The 18,467-nt window shown below is 69.1% G+C and carries 15 protein-coding genes; 7 read left to right on the top strand and 8 right to left on the bottom strand.

The window, feature by feature from the left end; translation table 11 throughout:
- The first annotated feature begins 181 nt into the window (after nucleotides 1-181).
- From ITP53_RS43365 to ITP53_RS43350, 4 genes are all read left to right on the top strand, one after another.
- A complete protein-coding gene (locus ITP53_RS43365; protein WP_195901300.1) occupies nucleotides 182-1,546 on the top strand; it encodes an extracellular solute-binding protein in 1,365 nt (454 codons plus the stop codon).
- Nucleotides 1,521-2,447 carry a carbohydrate ABC transporter permease gene (locus tag ITP53_RS43360; protein ID WP_195901299.1) on the top strand — a complete coding sequence of 309 codons (927 nt, stop codon included), beginning with the start codon at nucleotides 1,521-1,523 and terminating at the stop codon, nucleotides 2,445-2,447. The genes ITP53_RS43365 and ITP53_RS43360 overlap by 26 nt, the downstream gene beginning before the upstream one ends.
- On the top strand, nucleotides 2,444-3,262 hold the full coding sequence (locus ITP53_RS43355; protein WP_195901298.1) for a carbohydrate ABC transporter permease: 819 nt from the start codon (nucleotides 2,444-2,446) through the stop codon (nucleotides 3,260-3,262). The genes ITP53_RS43360 and ITP53_RS43355 overlap by 4 nt, the downstream gene beginning before the upstream one ends.
- 121 nt (nucleotides 3,263-3,383) lie before the next feature.
- On the top strand, nucleotides 3,384-4,451 hold the full coding sequence (locus tag ITP53_RS43350; RefSeq protein WP_195901297.1) for a DNA polymerase IV: 1,068 nt from the start codon (nucleotides 3,384-3,386) through the stop codon (nucleotides 4,449-4,451).
- Here the strand turns inward: ITP53_RS43350 and ITP53_RS59765 are convergent.
- The 8 genes from ITP53_RS59765 to ITP53_RS43310 all read right to left on the bottom strand — a co-directional run bounded on the left by ITP53_RS59765 (nucleotide 4,424) and on the right by ITP53_RS43310 (nucleotide 15,230).
- On the bottom strand, nucleotides 4,424-5,248 hold the full coding sequence (locus tag ITP53_RS59765) for an endonuclease domain-containing protein (RefSeq protein WP_195901296.1): 825 nt from the start codon (nucleotides 5,246-5,248) through the stop codon (nucleotides 4,424-4,426). The two genes, ITP53_RS43350 and ITP53_RS59765, sit on opposite strands and share 28 nt — an antisense overlap.
- Before the next feature lie 206 nt (nucleotides 5,249-5,454).
- A complete protein-coding gene (locus ITP53_RS43340; protein ID WP_195901295.1) occupies nucleotides 5,455-5,661 on the bottom strand; it encodes a ubiquitin-like protein Pup in 207 nt (68 codons plus the stop codon).
- 312 nt (nucleotides 5,662-5,973) lie between these two features.
- Nucleotides 5,974-7,488, bottom strand: coding sequence for a depupylase/deamidase Dop (gene dop / locus ITP53_RS43335; protein ID WP_207757248.1), 1,515 nt, complete (start codon nucleotides 7,486-7,488; stop codon nucleotides 5,974-5,976).
- Nucleotides 7,489-7,574: 86 nt separating this feature from the next.
- A complete protein-coding gene (locus ITP53_RS43330; RefSeq protein ID WP_207757247.1) occupies nucleotides 7,575-8,672 on the bottom strand; it encodes an acyltransferase family protein in 1,098 nt (365 codons plus the stop codon).
- Between the two features lie 66 nt (nucleotides 8,673-8,738).
- Entirely contained in the window at nucleotides 8,739-9,794 is a 1,056-nt protein-coding gene (locus ITP53_RS43325) for a pyridoxal-phosphate dependent enzyme (protein ID WP_195901293.1), read from the bottom strand.
- A 210-nt stretch (nucleotides 9,795-10,004) separates the two neighbouring features.
- Nucleotides 10,005-12,245, bottom strand: a complete 2,241-nt coding sequence (hypF, locus tag ITP53_RS43320; RefSeq protein ID WP_328817652.1) for a carbamoyltransferase HypF — start codon at nucleotides 12,243-12,245, stop codon at nucleotides 10,005-10,007.
- Nucleotides 12,246-12,410: 165 nt separating this feature from the next.
- Nucleotides 12,411-14,174, bottom strand: coding sequence for a proteasome ATPase (gene arc, locus ITP53_RS43315; RefSeq protein ID WP_195901291.1), 1,764 nt, complete (start codon nucleotides 14,172-14,174; stop codon nucleotides 12,411-12,413).
- Nucleotides 14,175-14,378: 204 nt separating this feature from the next.
- Complete coding sequence (locus ITP53_RS43310) at nucleotides 14,379-15,230, bottom strand: tRNA (adenine-N1)-methyltransferase (RefSeq protein WP_195901290.1); 852 nt, start codon at nucleotides 15,228-15,230, stop codon at nucleotides 14,379-14,381.
- Nucleotides 15,231-15,285: 55 nt separating this feature from the next.
- Between ITP53_RS43310 and ITP53_RS43305 the strand changes: the two genes are divergently transcribed.
- From ITP53_RS43305 to ITP53_RS43295, 3 genes are all read left to right on the top strand, one after another.
- Nucleotides 15,286-16,377 (top strand): GNAT family N-acetyltransferase, encoded by a 1,092-nt coding sequence (locus tag ITP53_RS43305; protein ID WP_195901289.1) that lies wholly within the window; start codon nucleotides 15,286-15,288, stop codon nucleotides 16,375-16,377.
- Nucleotides 16,378-16,548: 171 nt separating this feature from the next.
- A complete protein-coding gene (locus tag ITP53_RS43300) occupies nucleotides 16,549-17,019 on the top strand; it encodes a hypothetical protein (protein WP_195901288.1) in 471 nt (156 codons plus the stop codon).
- 478 nt (nucleotides 17,020-17,497) lie between these two features.
- Entirely contained in the window at nucleotides 17,498-18,325 is an 828-nt protein-coding gene (locus tag ITP53_RS43295; protein ID WP_328817648.1) for an SDR family oxidoreductase, read from the top strand.
- Nucleotides 18,326-18,467 lie beyond the last annotated feature (142 nt).

The following is an 18,467-nucleotide window of genomic DNA, read 5'->3' as shown; positions in this document are numbered from 1 at the left end:
CCCTCACACCACTCCGGACACCGCCACGAAACCCCCAGGCTCAAGCGCCGAAACCGCCGCTTCCGCCGGAGCCGGCAAGGCACGGCAGCACCACGGCCTGCCGTGGCCGGATCGTTTCTTTACGGCCGCCATGCCCCATGCGATTGTCGGTATGTCTGCACGTCCTGAACAGGAGGCCGACATGAGACTCCCCAGCCGGCCTGCGCTGATCGGAGCCATCACCGTTCTCGCCCTCACCTCCTGCGGCACCGGTACGCAGTCCGAAGAGGGCGGCGTCACCCTCACCATCGCGGCCAACTCGATCTCCGGCGGCAAGAACTCCGAGTCGGCCGACTGGATCAACCAGTGGGTGATCCCCGAGTTCGAGAGGACCCACCCCGGCGTCGAAGTGGTGTTCCGGCCCAGCGGCGTCGACGACGAGCAGTACAAGACGAAGATCGCGCTCGACCTCAAGTCGAGGACCGGCGCCGACGTCATCGACCTCGACGGCATCTGGGTCGGCGAGTTCGCCCAGGCCGGCTACATCAAACCGCTCACCGAGGTCGGCGGCGCCACCGTCGACCAGTGGGAGGGCTGGGCGCAGATCCCGCAGGCCGTGCAGGGACTCGGCATCTTCGACGGCAAGAAGTACGGCCTGCCCCAGGGCACCGACGGCCGCGTCCTGTTCTACAACAAAACCCTGTTCAAGAAGGCCGGGCTGCCCGAGACCTGGCAACCGGCGAGCTGGCAGCAGATCATCGACGCCGGCACCAGGCTCAAGACCGCCGGCGTGCCCGTACCCATCCAGATCAACGCCGGCACCACCATGGGCGAGGCCACCACCATGCAGGGCATCCTCCCACTGCTCGCCGGCGCCGGATCCGAGATCTACGCCGCAGGCAAATGGACCGGCGCCTCCCCCGCCATGACCAACGCCCTCACCTTCTACCAGCAGATCTACGGCAGCGGCCTCGGCGACCCCAGGCTGCAGCAGGAGGCCAAGGGCCGCGACAAATCGTTCGCCCAGTTCGCGGAGGGCGAGATCGGCATCCTCGCCGAAAGCGACTACTTCTGGCGCTCCGTCGTCGAACCCACCGCCGGCGTCGCCCCCATGAAGGACCGCGACCAGGTCGTCGGCTACGCCAAGATCCCCGCCAGGCAACCCGGCGGCGGCATCCGCGGCCAGGACTTCGTCAGCATGTCAGGCGGCGCCGTACGCGTACTCAACCCGTTCTCCAAGAACCCCGGACTCGCCTGGGACCTGCTCGCCCACATGCACTCGGCGGCGGCCACCAAGTCGCAGCTCGCAGGACAAGCGCGGATCAGCGCCCGCACCGACGTCAACGACGAGGTCCTCACCGCCGACCCCATGCTCAAGTACATCGCCGACGAAGTGCTGCCGATCACCGCCTACCGCCCGGGACTGGCCGTCTACCCGCAGGTGTCCACCGCGCTGCAGGAGGCCACCGCCGCCATCGTCAGCGGCGCGAGCGCCGCCGAGGCGGCCGCCGCCTACCAGGCCGAACTGGAGGGACTGGCCGGTGGCGCGGCCAACATCGGCGGCTGACGCCGCCGGACTCGGCAGAGGCAGGGCGATCGCGTTCGTCCTGCCCGCCCTCGTCCTCATCGCCGTCTTCCTGATCTTCCCCGCGCTGTGGACCGTCTACCTCGGGCTCACCGACTACCGCCTGACCGGCCTGTCCGCCGCGGACCCGCGGAACGTCGGCCTCGGCAACTACACCAGCGCCCTCGAAGACCCCCGCTTCCTCAGCTCCCTGTGGCTCACCCTCATGTACGTCGGCGGCTCCGCCGTCATCGGCCAGGCCGGACTCGGCTTCGCCCTCGCCTGGACCCTGCGCACCCGCACCAGCCCCGTGCGCCGCCTCGTCGAAGGCGTCGTCCTACTGTCCTGGATCCTGCCGAGCGCCGTCGTCGGGTTCCTGTGGTTCGCCCTGCTCGACCGCGACGACGGCACACTCAACGCACTGCTGCACACCCCCGGCTTCGCCTGGCTGCTCGACCACCCGCTGCTGTCGATCATCGTCTTCAACGTGTGGCGCGGCACCGCGTTCTCCATGATGCTCTACTCGGCGGCCCTGGAGAACGTGCCACCCTCCCACCTCGAGACCGCCCGCCTGGCCGGCGCCAACGTGCCACAGCAACTACGCGACGTCGTCTTCCCCCGCATCCGCCGCCACATCCTGACGAACCTGCTGCTGATCAGCCTCTGGACGTTCAACGACTTCACGCCGTTCGTCCTCACCGGCGGCGGCCCCGAAGGCCGATCGGAGATCCTGCCCGTGTACGTCTACCGCGTCGCCCTCAGAGACGGCCAACTCGGCGTCGGCGCCGCCATCTCCTTCCTCATCCTGCTGATCAACCTCCTCTTCGCACTGGCGTACCTGCGACTGCTGCGCGGACAGCGACGCCACCAGGAGGTCGCGGCCGCCGGAGGACCACCCGCATGATCCGCCACACCCTCGGCAGACTCGCCGCGACCGTCTTCATCGCCGTCGTCCTCGCCTTCTTCACCCTCCCCATGCTCTGGCTCGCCAGCGCCCCCTTCGACGACACCCCCACGATCACCACATCCATCCCCGAGTTCACACTCGGCAACTTCCACGCCATCCTCGACAACCCGTACGCGCTCACCTCCATCCGCAACTCCCTCATCCAGGGAGGCGGCGCCGCCGCGCTCGTCGTCCTCCTCGCCGCCCTCGCCGCCTACGCCCTGTCCCGGGTCCGCGTACCCGGCCGCGACGTCCTGCTCTACCTGCTCCTGCTGCTGTCCTCCGTGGTCACCGGCACCGCCGCCATGGTGCCGATCTTCGAGCTGGCCACCCGGCTCGGCCTCATCGACACCCACCTCGGCGTCATCCTCGTCGTCTCCGGCGGCCTCCTGCCCGCCGCCATCTTCATCCTCAAGGACTTCATGGACGAGACGCCCACCTCGTACGAGGAGTCCGCCCGCGTCTTCGGCGCCTCACCCCTGCAGATCCTGCGCCACATCGTCATCCCCCTCGTGCGGCCCGGCCTGGCCACCATCGCCGTGTGGGCACTGGCCGGCGTGTGGGGCGGATTCCTCTTCCAGTTCATCCTGCTGCGCGACCCGGAAAAAGCCCCCGGCTCCGTCATCCTCTACACCCTCTACACCGAAGGCGGCTCCCCCAAGCTCGACCTCATCTCCACCTTCTCCCTGCTCTACTCACTACCGGTGGTCGTGATGTACCTGTTCGTGTCACAACGCTACGGCTTCCGCTTCCACGGAGGGATCAAGCGATGACACCCCTCATCCAGCTCGTCACCCGGAGACGAACAACCTCCCCACCAGCACCCCGCCTCCACCGTGCCGTCCCGCACCTGATCTACCGCGACGACACCCTCACCTAGGCATACTGGGCACCATGTCCACCAAGGACTGGATCCTGCACCTCGACCTCGACCAGTTCATCGCCGCCGTCGAACTCCTCCGCCACCCCGAGCTCCGCGGCAAACCCGTCGTCGTCGGCGGCTCAGGAGACCCCACCCAACCCCGCACCGTCGCCGCCACCGCCACCTACGAAGCCCGCGAACACGGCATCCACTCCGGCATGCCCCTGCGCACCGCACTCAGACGCTGCCCCGACGCGATCTTCCTGCCCAGCGACCCACCCGCCTACGAAGCCGCCTCAGAACGCGTCATGAACATCCTCCACACCTTCCCCGTCCGCGTCGAAATCTGGGGCTGGGACGAAGCCTTCCTCGGCGCCACCACCGACGACCCAGAAACCCTCGCCGCCGACCTCCAGCACGCCGTCCACAACCACACCGGCCTCACCTGCTCCGTCGGCATCGGCGACAACAAACACCAGGCCAAACTCGCCTCCGGCTTCGCCAAACCCGCCGGAATCCACCGCCTCACCAGCGACAACTGGGCCGAGACCATGAACCACCGCCCCACCCAGGCCCTCTGGGGCATCGGCGCCAGAACCTCCAAAAAACTCGCCGACCTCGGCCTGCACACCGTCGCCCAACTCGCCGCCGCCGACCCCCGCCACCTCGCCGCCCACTTCGGACCCACCAACGGCCCCTGGTACCGCTACCTCGCACTCGGCAAAGGCGAAGCCGAAATCGTCACCACACCCTGGATCGCCCGCGGCCACAGCCGCGAAACCACCTTCCCCCACGACCTGACAGACCCCGCCGACATCACCCACCACGTCGCCGCCCTCGCCCGCCAGGTCGCCCACGACGCCGGCGAAGCCGGCCGCCAAGTGACCCGCGTCACCGTCAAGGTCCGCTTCACCCCGTTCCTCACCAGGACCCGCCAGTCCAAGCTCCCCGCCACCACCACCGACCCGGACACCATCGCCCAGGCCGCCGTCACCATCCTCCACCGCTTCGACCTCAACCGCCCCATCCGCCTCCTGGGCGTCGCCGTCGAATACACCCCGCCAGAAAACGATCAGCCGACCCTGGTCACCCTGGAGTAGAAGTCCGAACGAAGCTCCTCCTCAGCCCGGATCAACTCCCGCAACTCCTCCTCCGAAACCTCCACCTCCTCGAACTCCTCAACGGTCGCCTCGACATACGCCAGCGCCCGCCACACCACCCAAGGATCATCCCTGAACTGCCCGATCCCCGTATTACACGGCAAACACAGGGCATACCGCACATCACCCGTGCGATGACAATGATCGACATGCTCCGGCGGACGGTCCCAGCACACCACGCACAACCCGTGCTGCGCCGCCACCATCCGCTCGACATCCTCATGCCGCAACCGATAACGCTGCGACAAGTGATACGCCCGCGTCGGGGCCACGACCTCAGCGCCACGCCGCTCCGGCAGGATGACGAACTCCGGCCAGAGAATCTCCCCGTCCAGATAGAGGGCGGCCAACTCCAGCAAGACCAGGTTGTCGCCGAAGTGACCGAGCCCGTTGTTGCAGTTGAAGCAGAGAACACCCCGGACCTGGCCGGTCTGATGACTGTGGTCGGCGAACGTGCCGGGCACCGCCCGGCAGATGGCGCAGAGCCCGCCCTGACGGGCGAGCATGCGCTCAAAGTCGTCCTCGGTGATGCCGTAACGGTATTGGAGCAGATAGTTCCGCTCACTTCCGTATCTCTTGATTTTGTTCTCTCGCGCCACGAGATTGTGGCACGGCAGGCAATAGGCGGTCGCCCCATCCTTGTTGGCCCGATTACTGCCGAACTCGCTCCTGGGCTTTATCTCCGCGCACCGAGCGCAGTACTTGTGTCCATCGGGAACCTCGACCCGCTCACGCACGACCTTCCCTTGCCGAGCCAAGCGCTTGCGATAGCTCTGAGTGGAACGTACCCGGAAGCAGGCCTTGCAGTATCGCGCAAGCCCATCGGCCATGCGCTTATTGAGCCCGAACTCAGAGACAGCCTTAACTTCTCCGCAGTCCGGACACCGCTTAACTCCGTCCGGCGTTTCCACCCGATTTACCCCTTTCGCCTGTCCGTTTTGCCCTACTCTCCGCCCTTTTGGACGTAGCTGCGCACGAATTCCTCTGCGTTCTCTTCGAGAACTTCGTCGATTTCGTCCAGAATTGCGTCGACATCGTCAGTGAGCTTCTCCTGCCGCTCCTGAACGTCGGGCGCCGCCGCCTCGGTCTCCTCGACCTCGGCCTCGCGCCGGCCGGTCTGCTTCTGGCCGCCGGTGTCCTTGGTTGCCATGTCCTACCTCCTTGGGGGACTGCCTCTAGGCATATCTTCCCCGAACCGGGCGACATTTCGCGCCGATCGCCTAGCGATCTTGCCGCGAGGACCAGATAGTCGCGCTACCCGGTCCCGGATCCGCGTGCGCACACACGGGATGCGATATGTCCGCTTCATCCCGAGCGTACCGAATGTGCTCCTCGTCACACTTCCGTGGACGCGAAAAGCGCGTGCCGGACCGCAGGCATGCTGACGCCGGGTCCTTGGCATGGTTCGGCCACCGCTGTACGGACGGGCCTGAGGGGCCGTCTGGGGGCCGCGCAGATGGGGTCAGTCGCCGCCGGTGAGGGCCGCGACGAGGTCGGCGGCGGTGTGGCAGCGGTCGAAGAGTTCGCCGACGTGGGCCTTGGTGCCGCGTAGTGGCTCCAAGGTGGGCACGCGCTGGAGGGATTCTCTGCCGGGGATGTCGAAGATGACGGAGTCCCAGGAGGCGGCGGCGACGGATTCGCTGTATTGGCGCAGGCAGCGGCCCCGGAAGTAGGCGCGGGTGTCGGTCGGTGGGTGTTCGACGGCGCGCTGGACTTCTTCTTCGGTGACGAGGCGTTGCATGCGTCCGCGGGCGACGAGGCGGTTGTAGAGGCCGCGGTCGGGGCGGATGTCGGAGTATTGGAGGTCGACGAGTTGGAGGCGGGGGTGGGACCAGGGGAGGTTGTCGCGGCTGCGGTAGCCCTCGAGGAGTTCGAGTTTGGCGACCCAGTCGAGTTCGCGGGAGAGTTGCATGGGGTCTTCGGCGAGGCGGGTGAGGACGGATTCCCAGCGGTCGAGGATGTCCTTGTTCATCTCGTCTTGGGCGGTGCCGCGCTCTTCGACGTATTTGCGGGCTTGTTCGAGGTATTCCATCTGGAGCTGGATGGCGGTGAGCTTGCGGCCGTCGCGCATGGGGATCTCGTAGCGGCAGCTGGGGTCATGGGAGACGGCGCGGAGGGCTTGTACGGGGCTTTCGACGGCGAGGTCGCGAGTGAGGAAGCCTTCTTCGATCATGGCGAGGACGAGGGCGGTGGTGCCCAGCTTCAGATATGTGGATATTTCCGACATGTTGGCGTCGCCGATGATCACGTGCAGCCGCCGGTACTTCTCCGGGTCGGCGTGCGGCTCGTCCCGCGTGTTGATGATGGGCCGCTTGAGCGTGGTCTCCAGGCCGACCTCGACCTCGAAGAAGTCGGCGCGCTGGCTGATCTGGAAGCCTTCGCCGCGCGAGTCCTGCCCGATGCCGACCTTGCCGGCGCCGACGACGACCTGTCGTGAGACGAAGAACGGCGTGAGGTGCCTGACGATGTCGGCGAACGGGGTGGCGCGCCGCATCAGGTAGTTCTCGTGGCAGCCGTAGGAGGCGCCCTTGGCGTCGGTGTTGTTCTTGTAGAGCTGGATGGGCGCGTTGGCGGGGATGGCGGAGGCGCGGGTGGCCGCGTCGTACATGACCCGCTCTCCGGCCTTGTCCCAGATGACGGCGGCGCGGGGGTTGGTGCACTCGGGCGCGGAGTATTCGGGGTGGGCGTGGTCGACGTAGAGCCGGGCGCCGTTGGTGAGGATGACGTTGGCCAGCCCGAGGTCCTCATCGGTGAGCTGGGTGGGGTCGGCGACCTCTCTGGCCAGGTCGAAGCCGCGCGCGTCGCGCAGCGGGTTCTCCTCCTCGAAGTCCCAGCGTGCTCTGCGCGCCCTGGCCGCCGAGGCGGCCAGGTAGGCGTTCACGACCTGTGAGGAGGTCACCATCGCGTTGGCGCCTGGCTGACCGGGTACGGAGATGCCGTACTCGGTCTCGATGCCCATCACCCGACGCACCGTCATGCAACACCCTCTGTTCGTCCGGATCTGCCTATCCGCCGTTTATATGCCCGAGCCTATGCCCTTCACAGTGCCCCAAGGCCACAGAGTTATGGCACCGACGCCTTTTCCACCTGTACGGCGGGAGCTGTTGGGCTTTGTGGTGATCTGCGTGGCTTGAGAAGTCGCTGGACAGGGCGTTCGGCAAAGGAGTACACGAGGTACGACAGGCCGATCGAGACGATCGTCACGGTCACGGCGACCAGCCACGGGGGCAGAGGGCCGGTGAGCACGGGGATGAGGGCCACCGCGACGACGCTATGGAGCAGGTAAAGCGGGTAAGTGGTGCCGCCGAGCGCGGTGAGCGTCCTGGACGGCTTGAGCCGGAGCAGCCCGAGCGCGACGAGGGCCATGACGGCGAAGATCAGGGTGATGGTGACGATCACGCTGGTGTCGGTGACGGGCATGTTCTTGAACCCGGCGGCGTCGATGCGCCGGTGCACGCGGCCGAGCGCGGAGTGCAGCGACATGCCGTAGGCGGCGGCGACGTAGAGCCACGGCAGCCAGGCGCCGCCGTGTTTGTGGATCAGGTACAGGGCCATGCCGGCGACGAAGTAGGGGGCGTAGTCGGGCATGACGATCTCGGTGACGAGCGCGTCGTCGAACACCCCGGCCGCCGCGGCGACCTTGACGCCGAGGGCGGCGGCCAGCCAGATCCCGCCGAACACCAGCACGCGCCCGTACGTGACGCCGACGATCACCAGGATGGCGATCAGCAGGTAGAAGCGGAGCTCGGCCCACAGTGACCAGTAGACGCCGCTGGCGTCGGTGACCTTGAACAGCCGCTGGAACATGCTGGCGTTCAGCAGGTACTCGCCTGGTGAAAGTTTTGGGTCGAGCGGCTTGGCGCCGGTGAGCGCGTAGAGGGCGGCGACGGCGGCGAGGCTGAGCCAGTACGCGGGGTACAGGCGGACGAGCCTGGACCGGGCGAACGCCCCGATGCCGCGCCCCCAGGCGCTCATGAGGATGACGAACCCGCTGATGAGGAAGAACAGCTCGACGCCCAGGATGCCGAGTCCGGCGACGGGCGCCAGTGCGGGGAACAGCTCGGCGGGCCTGTCGCCCCACACGGAGGCGTACGCGATCAGGTAGTGGAACGCGACGACGGCCAGGGCGGCGAGGAAGCGCAGGAGGTCGAGTTCGGCCAACCGGCCGTCCCCTCGAACATGCTTCGGCCGGTTTGGTTGATGCACGGCCCTTAGACGTCACTTCGATCACTTCGGTTCCATAGGTCCCTCTGTTCCCACAAGCACCACGCGTGACGCCCGGTCGATGCCGAGGGCGTCGCGGCCGTCGGGGGTGAGGGCGAGCAGTCCCGCGGCTCCGGCGGCGCCGCAGCCGGACAGGGCGATGCCGTGCCGTTCTCCGAAGAGGCGGGCGGCGGCGGACGCCTGGTCGTCGGTGATCGTCATGAACAGGTCGGCGAGGTGTCCGAGCAGGCGGTGGGCGAGGAGCGAGGGTTCCGCGCAGTCGAGCCTGCCGAGGGTGGTGTGGCCGCCCTGGACGCGTACGGGCCGGCCCGCGCGGGCGCTCTCCAGCAGGCAGGGCGCGCCTTCCGGCTCGACCACGACGATCTTCGGCTGCTCGCCCCAGCGGTCACGCGTGTACGCGGCCGCGGCGGCCGCCAGCCCGCCGACGCCCGCCTGCACGAACACGTGCGTGGGCACTCCCCCGCCGGCGGGGCCGCCCAGGGCGCCGGGGTCGGCCAGTTCGTCCAGCAGGACGGTGTAGCCGCGCATGACGTCGAGCGGGATGGCGGTGTAGCCGTCCCATGAGCTGTCGGAGACGAGCCGCCACCCGTGTTCGCGCGCGGCCCGCCGGGCCGCGGCCATGCTTTCCTCGTAGTCCCGGCCCTGGCGGACCACGTCGGCGCCGTACGCGCGCAGCCGCCGGGCGAACGCCTCGGGGACGTTCTCGCTGAGGTGGACGACGCAGCGGGACCCGGTCTCGCGCGCGCCTGAGGCGACGGAGAGGCCGTGGTTGCCGGCGCTGGCGCACACGAACGGCGGGCCGCCGCCGTCCTGTCCTGCGAGCAGGTGTACGGCGTAGGCTCCGCCGAGCGCCTTGAAGCTGCCCAGCCCCATGCGCCCGCTCTCGTCCTTGACGTGCACGGTCCCCGTTCCGGCCAGCCCTGGAAGGGTGTGGACGGGCGTGGGCCGGTAGCCGGGGCGGCCGGCGAAGTGGGCGCGGGCCCGGCGGGCGTGCTCGACCCCGATGAGGGTACGATCCCCAGCGGTGTACGGGGCGCGGGCGGCGTTGTGAAACTCCATGATCGCCATGCTAGGCGCGGTGAGCGGCCGGCCCAGGCGCGCGAGCGGCGGGCTCCGGCGCGCTGGGCGGCGTGCTCAAGCGCGGTGACAGACGGGCCCAATCACGGTGGGCAAGCTCAGGCGCGGGCGCGGGCTCAGGCGGGCTCAGGCGCGGTCGCGGGCGGGCTCAGGCGCGGTCGCGGGCGGGCTCAGGCGCGGTCGCGGGCGGGCTCAGGCGCGGTCGCGGGCGGCGGCGACGGCGGCCTGGCCGAGGCTGATGCCTCCGTCGTTGGCCGGCACGCGTACGTGCCTGAGCACCCGGAATCCGGCCGCCCGCAGCAGCCGTACGGTCCGTTCGACCAGGAGGACGTTCTGGAAGACCCCGCCTGACAGCGCCACCGCCGTCAGCCCGGTGGTGTCCCTGAGGACGGTGCAGGTGCGGGCGACGGCGTCGGCGAGCCCGTTGTGGAAGCGGCCCGCGATCGCGTGTGTGCCGGCTCCGGCGGCCAGGTCGGCGGCGGCGGCGCGGACCAGGTCGGCGACCTGCACGACGACGAGGTCGCCGTGGCCGAGTGAGGCGGGGTAGGCGCCGGTTTCGGCGGGGTCGGCGTGCTGTTCGAGCTCGATCGCGGCCTGCCCCTCGTAGGTGCTGGTGTCGCGTACGCCGAGCAGCGCGGCGACGGCGTCGAACAGCCGGCCGGCGCTGGAGGTGAGTGGCCCGCCGCCGGCCAGGACGTCGGACCAGCGGTCGGCGTGGCGGCGTACGACGTCGAGGCCGGGGTGGTCGTGGCGGAGGTAGGCGGCGGCCATGCGCCACGGCTGGCGGACGGCGGTCGCGCCGCCCGGCATGGGCACGTGGGCGAGGTGACCGAGGCGGTCGAAGGAGGTGAGGTCGGCGCGGAGGAACTCGCCGCCCCAGAGGGTGCCGTCGGGGCCGTGGCCGAGCCCGTCGAAGGCGACGCCGATGACGGGTCCCGGGTCGCCGTTGTCGGCGAGGCAGGAGGCGATGTGGGCGTGGTGGTGCTGGACGCCGGTCAGTTCGACGCCGGGCAGCTCCATGGCGTACCGGGTGGACAGGTAGGCGGGGTCCAGGTCGTGCGCGACGATCTGGGGCCGGAGGTCGAAGAGGCGGCGGAAGTGGTCGACGGCCTCGGCGAACGACCTGAGCGTCTCGTGGTTCTCCAGGTCGCCGATGTGCTGGGAGACGAACGCCCGCCGCTCCTTGACCAGGCAGAAGGTGCTCTTGAGCTCGGCGCCGCAGGCGAGCACGGGCCGGGGCGCGGGCCGGCGCAGGGTGAGCGGCTCGGGCGCGTACCCGCGGGCCCGGCGCAGCACGCTCACCTCGCCGGAGATGGGCCGTACGACCGAGTCGTCGGCGCGGACGTGGATGGCGCGGTCGTGGATGAGGAAGGCGTCGGCGATGCCGCCGAGCCTGGTCAGCGCGTCGGCGTCCTCGTGGGCGATGGGTTCGTCGCAGACGTTGCCGCTGGTGAGGACCATGGGTTCGGCGAGTTCGGCGAGCAGGAGGTGGTGCAGCGGCGTGTAGGGCAGCATGAGGCCGAGGCTGCGGTTGGCGGGCGCCACGGATGGGGCGACGGGGGCGCCGGGCAGGCGGGGCAGCAGCACGATGGGCCGGGCGCGGCTGGTGAGCAGGCCGGCGGCGGTGTCGTCGACCTGGCAGAGCAGCCGTGCCTGCGCGAGGTCGGCCACCATGACGGCGAACGGTTTGTCCTCGCGGTGCTTGCGGCCGCGCAGCGCCGCGGCGGCCTCTTCGTGGGCGGCGGGGACGGCCAGGTGGAAGCCGCCGAGGCCTTTGACGGCGACGACGCGGCCGCCGCGCATCAGGTGGACGGCGCAGGAGACGGGATCGCCGCACAGGTCGGCGCCGCGCGCGTCGAGCAGCCGCAGCCGCGGCCCGCAGGCGGGGCAGCAGGTGGGCTGGGCGTGGAAGCGCCGGTCGCCGGGGTCGTGGTATTCGGCGGCGCAGGCCGCGCACATGGCGAATCCGGCCATGGTGGTGCGGGGCCGGTCGTACGGGACGCCGCGCACGATGGTGAAGCGGGGCCCGCAGTCGGTGCAGTTGATGAACGGGTAGCGGTGGCGGCGGTCGGCGGGGTCGGCGAGTTCGCGCAGGCAGTCGTCGCAGGTGGCGCTGTCGGCGGAGACGAGGGCGTGAGGCCGTCCGCGTGGGTCGCTGGCGGCGATGGTGAATCCGGTGTGGCCGGCGGGTGTGCCGCTGACGACGGTGACGGCTTCGATCTCGGACAGGGCGGGGGCGTCGCGTTCGAGGGCGGTGAGGAACTCCTCGAGCTCGGTGTGGGCTCCTTCGACTTCGATGTGGACGCCGTCGACGTCGTTGCGTACCTGCCCGGCCAGGCCGAGGCGGCTGGCGAGGGAGTGGACGAAGGGGCGGAACCCGACGCCTTGGACGATGCCCTCGACGTGCACGTCTACCCTTTTGAGCGCGGTCACAGGCTCAGTGTGCGCCTCATCGGGGCCGGTGTGCATGCGTATCGGCCGTGTCGCGGTGTCCGCGGCGTGCGAGCACCGTGTCCGGGGCGTGGTGCGTGTCACCTGGCGGACATCAGGAACGGGAGGGCCGTCGCCGCCCTCCCGTTCCTCGGGTCTCGCTGGTGCTTACAGGTATTGGCCGGTGTTGGCGACGGTGTCGATGGAACGGCCGGCCTCGGTGCCCTGCTTGCCGGAGACGAGCGTGCGGATGTAGACAATCCGTTCGCCCTTCTTGCCGGAGATGCGGGCCCAGTCGTCGGGGTTGGTGGTGTTGGGCAGGTCCTCGTTCTCGGAGAACTCGTCCACACAGGCCGTGAGCAGGTGTTGCACCCGCAGGCCCTTCTGGCCGCTCTCGAGGAACTGCTTGATGGCCATCTTCTTGCCCCGGTCGACGATGTTCTGGATCATCGCGCCGGAGTTGAAGTCCTTGAAGTAGAGGACTTCCTTGTCGCCGTTGGCGTAGGTCACCTCGAGGAAGCGGTTCTCCTCGCTCTCGGTGTACATCCGCTCCACGACGCTCTGGATCATGCCGTGGATGGTGGACTCGCGGGAGTCGGAGTGCTCCGCCAGGTCATCGGGGTGCAGCGGCAGGTCGGCGATCAGGTACTTCGAGAAGATGTCCTTGGCCGCCTCGGCATCCGGCCGCTCGATCTTGATCTTCACGTCCAGGCGGCCTGGCCGCAGGATCGCGGGGTCGATCATGTCCTCGCGGTTGGAGGCGCCGATGACGATGACGTTCTCCAGTCCCTCGACGCCGTCGATCTCCGACAGCAGCTGAGGGACGATGGTGTTCTCCACATCGGAGGACACACCGGAGCCCCGGGTACGGAAGATCGAGTCCATCTCGTCGAAGAACACGATCACCGGGGTGCCTTCTGAGGCCTTCTCGCGGGCCCGCTGGAAGACCAGGCGGATGTGCCGCTCGGTCTCGCCGACGTACTTGTTGAGCAGCTCCGGGCCCTTGATGTTGAGGAAGAAGCTCTTGCCTGACTGGCCGGTCTTCTCCGCGACCTGCTTGGCCAGGGAGTTGGCGACGGCCTTGGCGATGAGCGTCTTGCCACAGCCGGGCGGGCCGTACAGCAGCACGCCCTTCGGGGGACGGAGCTTGTGCTCGCGGAACAGGTCGGCGTGCAGGTAGGGCAGCTCGATGGCGTCCCTGATCTGCTCGATCTGCCGCATGAGCCCGCCGATCTCCTCGTAGGAGATGTCGGGAACCTCTTCGAGGACGAGCTCTTCGACTTCGGACTTGGGTATGCGCTCGTAGACGTAGCCGGACCGGGGCTCGAGCAGGAGCGAGTCGCCCGCCCTGATGGGCTGGCCGACCAGCGATTCGGCCAGTCGCACGACGCGTTCCTCGTCGGCGTGCGAGATGACCAGGGCCCGCTTGCCCTCGTCCAGCAGTTCCTTGAGCATCACGATCTCGCCGACCTCTTCGTAGCCGAGGGCTTCGACCACGTTGAGCGCCTCGTTGAGCATGACCTCCTGGCCACGCCGCAGCGAGTCGACGTCGACGGCAGGGCTGACGTTCACGCGGAGTTTGCGGCCGCCGGTGAACACCTCGATCGTGCCGTCTTCTCTGGTCTCCAGGAAGGTGCCGAAGCCGGATGGCGGCTGCGCCAGCCGGTCGACCTCCTCCTTGAGAGCGACGATCTGGTCCCTGGCCTCCTTGAGTGTTGCCACCAGGCGCTCGTTCTGGCCTGTCACGGCCGCGAGGTTCGCCTGTGCCTCATGAAGACGCTCTTCTAGGACCCTGGCCTGACGGGGTGACTCGGCCAGCTTCCGCCTCAGCGCGGTGATCTCCTCCTGGAGGAAGGAGACCTGTGTTGAAAGATCAGCGACCTCCCGTTCGCGCTGCGCGGCTCGAGCCTCAGCATCATCGCGAGCTGCCACGCCCCGTCACCTCCTTCCCAGTCGAGGGCGACTACTTAGGACCTTACCTATCTCGGGCCCCTCCGTAACCTGGCCGGGCAGTGTTCGTAGAGTGACAATCAGTATTCGGTGAATAATCCCCAATAGTGCGTTTAATACTCCCAGCATATGAACACGGCCATCTGTTCCCGTGTCACGCACCAACGCACCCTCGTAGCCAAATTGTCATAGTTCCTCAGTGGTCCCCTTCGGTCGTCGACGGCGTGGCGGCGGCGTCACGCCGTCGGCCATGCGGCGGGCGGTGACGAGGAAGCCGGTGTGGCCGATCATCCGATGATCGGGACGTACCGCCAGTCCTTCGACGTGCCAGTCGCGAACCAGGGTCTCCCACGCATGCGGCTCGGTGAAACACCCGTGATCGCGAATGACCTCGACGGTCTTGGACAACTGCGTGGTCGTGGCGACGTAACAGCAGATCACGCCGCCGGGGGTGAGCGCCTTGGCGGCGGCGTCCACGCACTCCCAGGGGGCGAGCATGTCGAGGATGACGCGGTCGACGTCGACCTCGTCGATGGAGGCGACCAGGTCGCCGGCGACCAGCCGCCAGTTGTCGTCCATGGGGCTGCCGTAGAACTTCTCGACGTTCTTGCGGGCGACCTCGGCGAACTCCTCGCGCCGTTCGTAGGAGGTGACGTGGCCCTCGGGGCCGACGGCGCGCAGCAGGAAGCAGGTCAGGGCGCCGGAGCCGACGCCGGCCTCGATCACGCGGGCGCCGGGGAAGATGTCGGCCATGCCGACGATCATCGAGGCGTCCTTGGGGTAGATGACGGCCGCGCCGCGCGGCATGGCGAGCGTGTAGTCCTGCAGCAGGTGGCGGAAGGCGAGGTACTGGGTCCCGCCGGAGGAGCGCACGACCGAGCCTTCAGGCTGCCCGATCAGCTCGCTGTGCGGAATGGCGCCCTTGTGGGTGTGGAAGACGCCGTCCTCTTTGAGCGTGATCGTGTGGCGCTTGTTCTTGGGGTCGGTGAGTTGTACCTGATCCCCCGCCTGGAACGGCCCATGCCTGCGGAAACCCATGTCGGCAAGGGTATAGGGCTTTCGGGCACGTCCGGACGCACGATATCTATGGGGGATGCTCCCTCGTGATGTGATCTCCACCGGCCACCTGATCCTGCGTCCCCCCGTCGCGGGCGACGCGGAGGCGATCGTCCGGATCTGCGGCGATCCGGTCACCACGAGGTTCATGCCGCTGCTGCCGGCGCCGTACGCGCTGGAGGACGCGCACCGGCAGCTCAGGGACGCCGCGGCCAGGTGGGAGGAGGGCGGCGCGGCGTTCGCGATCACCGAGAACGGCCAGTACATCGGCTCGGTCGGCGTCCGGCCACCGGACCACTGGGGCGTCACGGAGATCGGCTACCTGGTGGCGCCGTGGGCGCGCGGCAAGAACGTGGCCACGACGGTGGCGCGGGCGGTGACGGACTGGGCGTTCGACCAGGGGGTGCGCCGGGTGGAGCTGCAGGCCGAGGTGGAGAACCTGGCCAGTCTGCGGGTGGCGTACAAGGCGGGCTTCCTGGAGGAGGGGCGCAGGCGGGGCGCCAAGCGGCTGCGTGACGGGCGGTTCGCCGATTTCGTCATGTTCGGGCGGCTCAGCGGCGATCCCGTCGTGGTCGCGGAGACGTACCTGCCGTTCTTCGAGGGCGGTGAGCTGTCCGACGGGGTGGTGCGGCTGACGCCGCTGACGGTGGAGGACGCCGGGGACTACCACCGGATGCTGGCCGATCCGAGCGTCGCGGCGTACTCGGTGACGCCGCCGGGCCCGCTGGAGGACGACGAGCGGCGGTGCAGGAACACCGGCTACTGGTGGCTGTCGGGGCAGCGGATCGAGCTGGCCGTCAGGGACGCCGCCTCGGGGGCGTTCGCGGGGCACCTGCAGCTCACCCAGGTCGTCCAGGCGCTGGGGCAGGCGATGGTGGGGTATTCGCTGCTGCCGGAGTTCCGGGGGCGGGGGTTCATGACGCGGGCGGTCGGGCTGCTGGTGGACTGGGCGTTCGCGAACACCGCCCTGCACCGGATCGTGGCAGGGACGGACGCGGGGAACGCGGCCTCGCAGGCGGTGCTGGAACGTACCGGGTTCCGGCGGGAGGGCGTGCACCGGGAGCTGTTCATGAAGGAGGACGGCAGGTGGGCCGACGACGTGGAGTGGGCACGTATCCGCCCGTCGTGACGCCCCTCGCGGCGGCAGAAATCCCGATTTCCTGTTGAGGGCTGGTCAAGCGCGGCGTCGAGGGTGATAGTCGGGGCACCCGCACTTGAGAGTCGCGCGATCGGGCCGCGCGACCTCACCACCCTCCCCGGAGGGATCACCGCGATGCCTTACAACCGTGTCGATATCTCCATGCGTGAACTCATCGCCGCGTTCTCCTGCGTGGAGGTGTCGGATCTCATGGATCGGCTGGCGCGCACCGCCTCCGCCGTGGCGGGCACCGCCTACTCCGGCTTCGTGCGCGTGGACGCGCTGAGGCAGGAGGCGCTCTCCGTCCACGTGCACGCCCCGCCGGGCGATCCCCTGCGGATGCGGCGCTGGCTGGACGAATCCGGCATGCTGAAGGAGCTGGCGCTGGCGTCGTCGACGGTCCGGCTGGCGCCTGACACGTCGGTGGGCGAGCCGGGGTTCCTGGCCACCCCCGTGCCGGTGGTGGCGCGGGAGCACACGTTCCTGTGGGTCGCCGGGCGAAGGTTCGGCGACGGGGACGAGCATCTGCTGTGCCGGTTCGCGACGGCGGCGGCGCGGGGGCTGGAGGCGGCGAGCGAACTGGAGGCGGCGGTACGCCTGTTGCGGGGCGTACGGGCCTTCCGACCAGCCTGACACCCGGGACCGCCCATCAGGACGGTCCGGATCCGCGGGAATCGGATGACCGGTTGTGGCGCCGAATTCGCGGACATTCGGGGCGTACAACCGTTGCGCGCACCGATTGATGAAGATTTTTCGCCTATTCAGTGGCCCGTCCATGAAAATGGCAATATTTCATGAAGAGGTGGGTGAATATACCCTCACTGCCGCTGAGCATCACTGTGATCCCCCTCCCACGCGGAGATTCCGGCCGCCTCCACTCCCTGAACGTCCGCGCCGCCTCTCCCGATGTCTGCCGTCGCGGGCGTCGGCCACCCCCTCCGGTGACCCCTTTGGCGTTATGTCGCATTTGTATGGACCTCTGCGCGGGAAACCGTTGGGTAAGGGATCACCTTCTTTCATTAACGGCGTACCCGGACTTATCGTGACCTGGTGGTTCGCGGCCGTGCCGCGCGCCTCTGGCGGCGGGGATTCTCCAGTAGTGTGGCGGCTCGTGAGGGTTCTGATCGTCGGCGGGAGCGGATTCCTCGGTGGCGAGCTGGTACGTCGATGCGCGGCCGCCGGTCACGAGGTGGGCGCGACCTACATGACCCGGCCCGGATCGCGCGCCGGGGTCGCCTGGCTGCCCATGGACGCTCGCTCGCGTGCGGACGCCGACGCCGTCGTCGGCGCGTTCCGGCCCGAGGTGACGGTCAACACGGCCTCCCGGCAGGCGGACTGGGCGGCCACGGCGGACGGCGCGGCGCACGTCGCCCTGGCCGTCTCCCGCACGGGCGGCCGGCTGGTGCACGTCTCCAGCGACGCCGTCTTCTCCGGAGCCGCGATCCGCTACGACGAGACGTGCCCGCCCGACCCGGTCAGCCCGTACGGAGCCGCCAAGGCCGCGGCTGAGACGGCGGTGCGGGCCATCGTGCCCGGCGCGGCGATCGCCCGGACGTCTCTGATCGTCGGGGAAGGCGGGTCCGCGTCCGAGGCCCTGGTTCACTCGCTGGCCGCCGGGCGGGCCGAGGGGACGCTGTTCACCGACGACGTACGGTGTCCCGTCCACGTGGCCGATCTCACGGCGGCGCTCGTGGAGGTGGCGGCCGGCGGGCATGCGGGCATCTGGCACGTGGCGGGCGCGGACGCCGTGAGCCGGTACGACCTCGGCATGCTCATCGCCCGCCGTGACGGGCTCGACCCGGCTCGCCTGCCGGCCGGCCGCCGGGCGGACACCGGACTGCCGGGGCCGCTGGACGTACGGCTGGACTGCGCGGCCACTCAGCGGCGGCTCCGTACGAGACTGCGAGGCGCCCACGAGTTCCTGACCCCACCCCACTGAACCGACACCAATGAGTCAGGCCGTGGCATCCCCATCCCTCATGCGAAGGAGCGAGCCAGCCGTCTGCCAACCCGCGGTGCCATCCCACCCTGCCGGCCCGCCACGCCAGTCCGCAGCGCCAGCCCGCACGACGAGCCACTCG

Origin of the sequence: Nonomuraea cypriaca (genome assembly GCF_015645445.1) — a bacterium.
Taxonomy (GTDB): domain Bacteria; phylum Actinomycetota; class Actinomycetes; order Streptosporangiales; family Streptosporangiaceae; genus Nonomuraea; species Nonomuraea cypriaca.
This window is presented reverse-complemented; position numbering and strand designations above follow the sequence as displayed.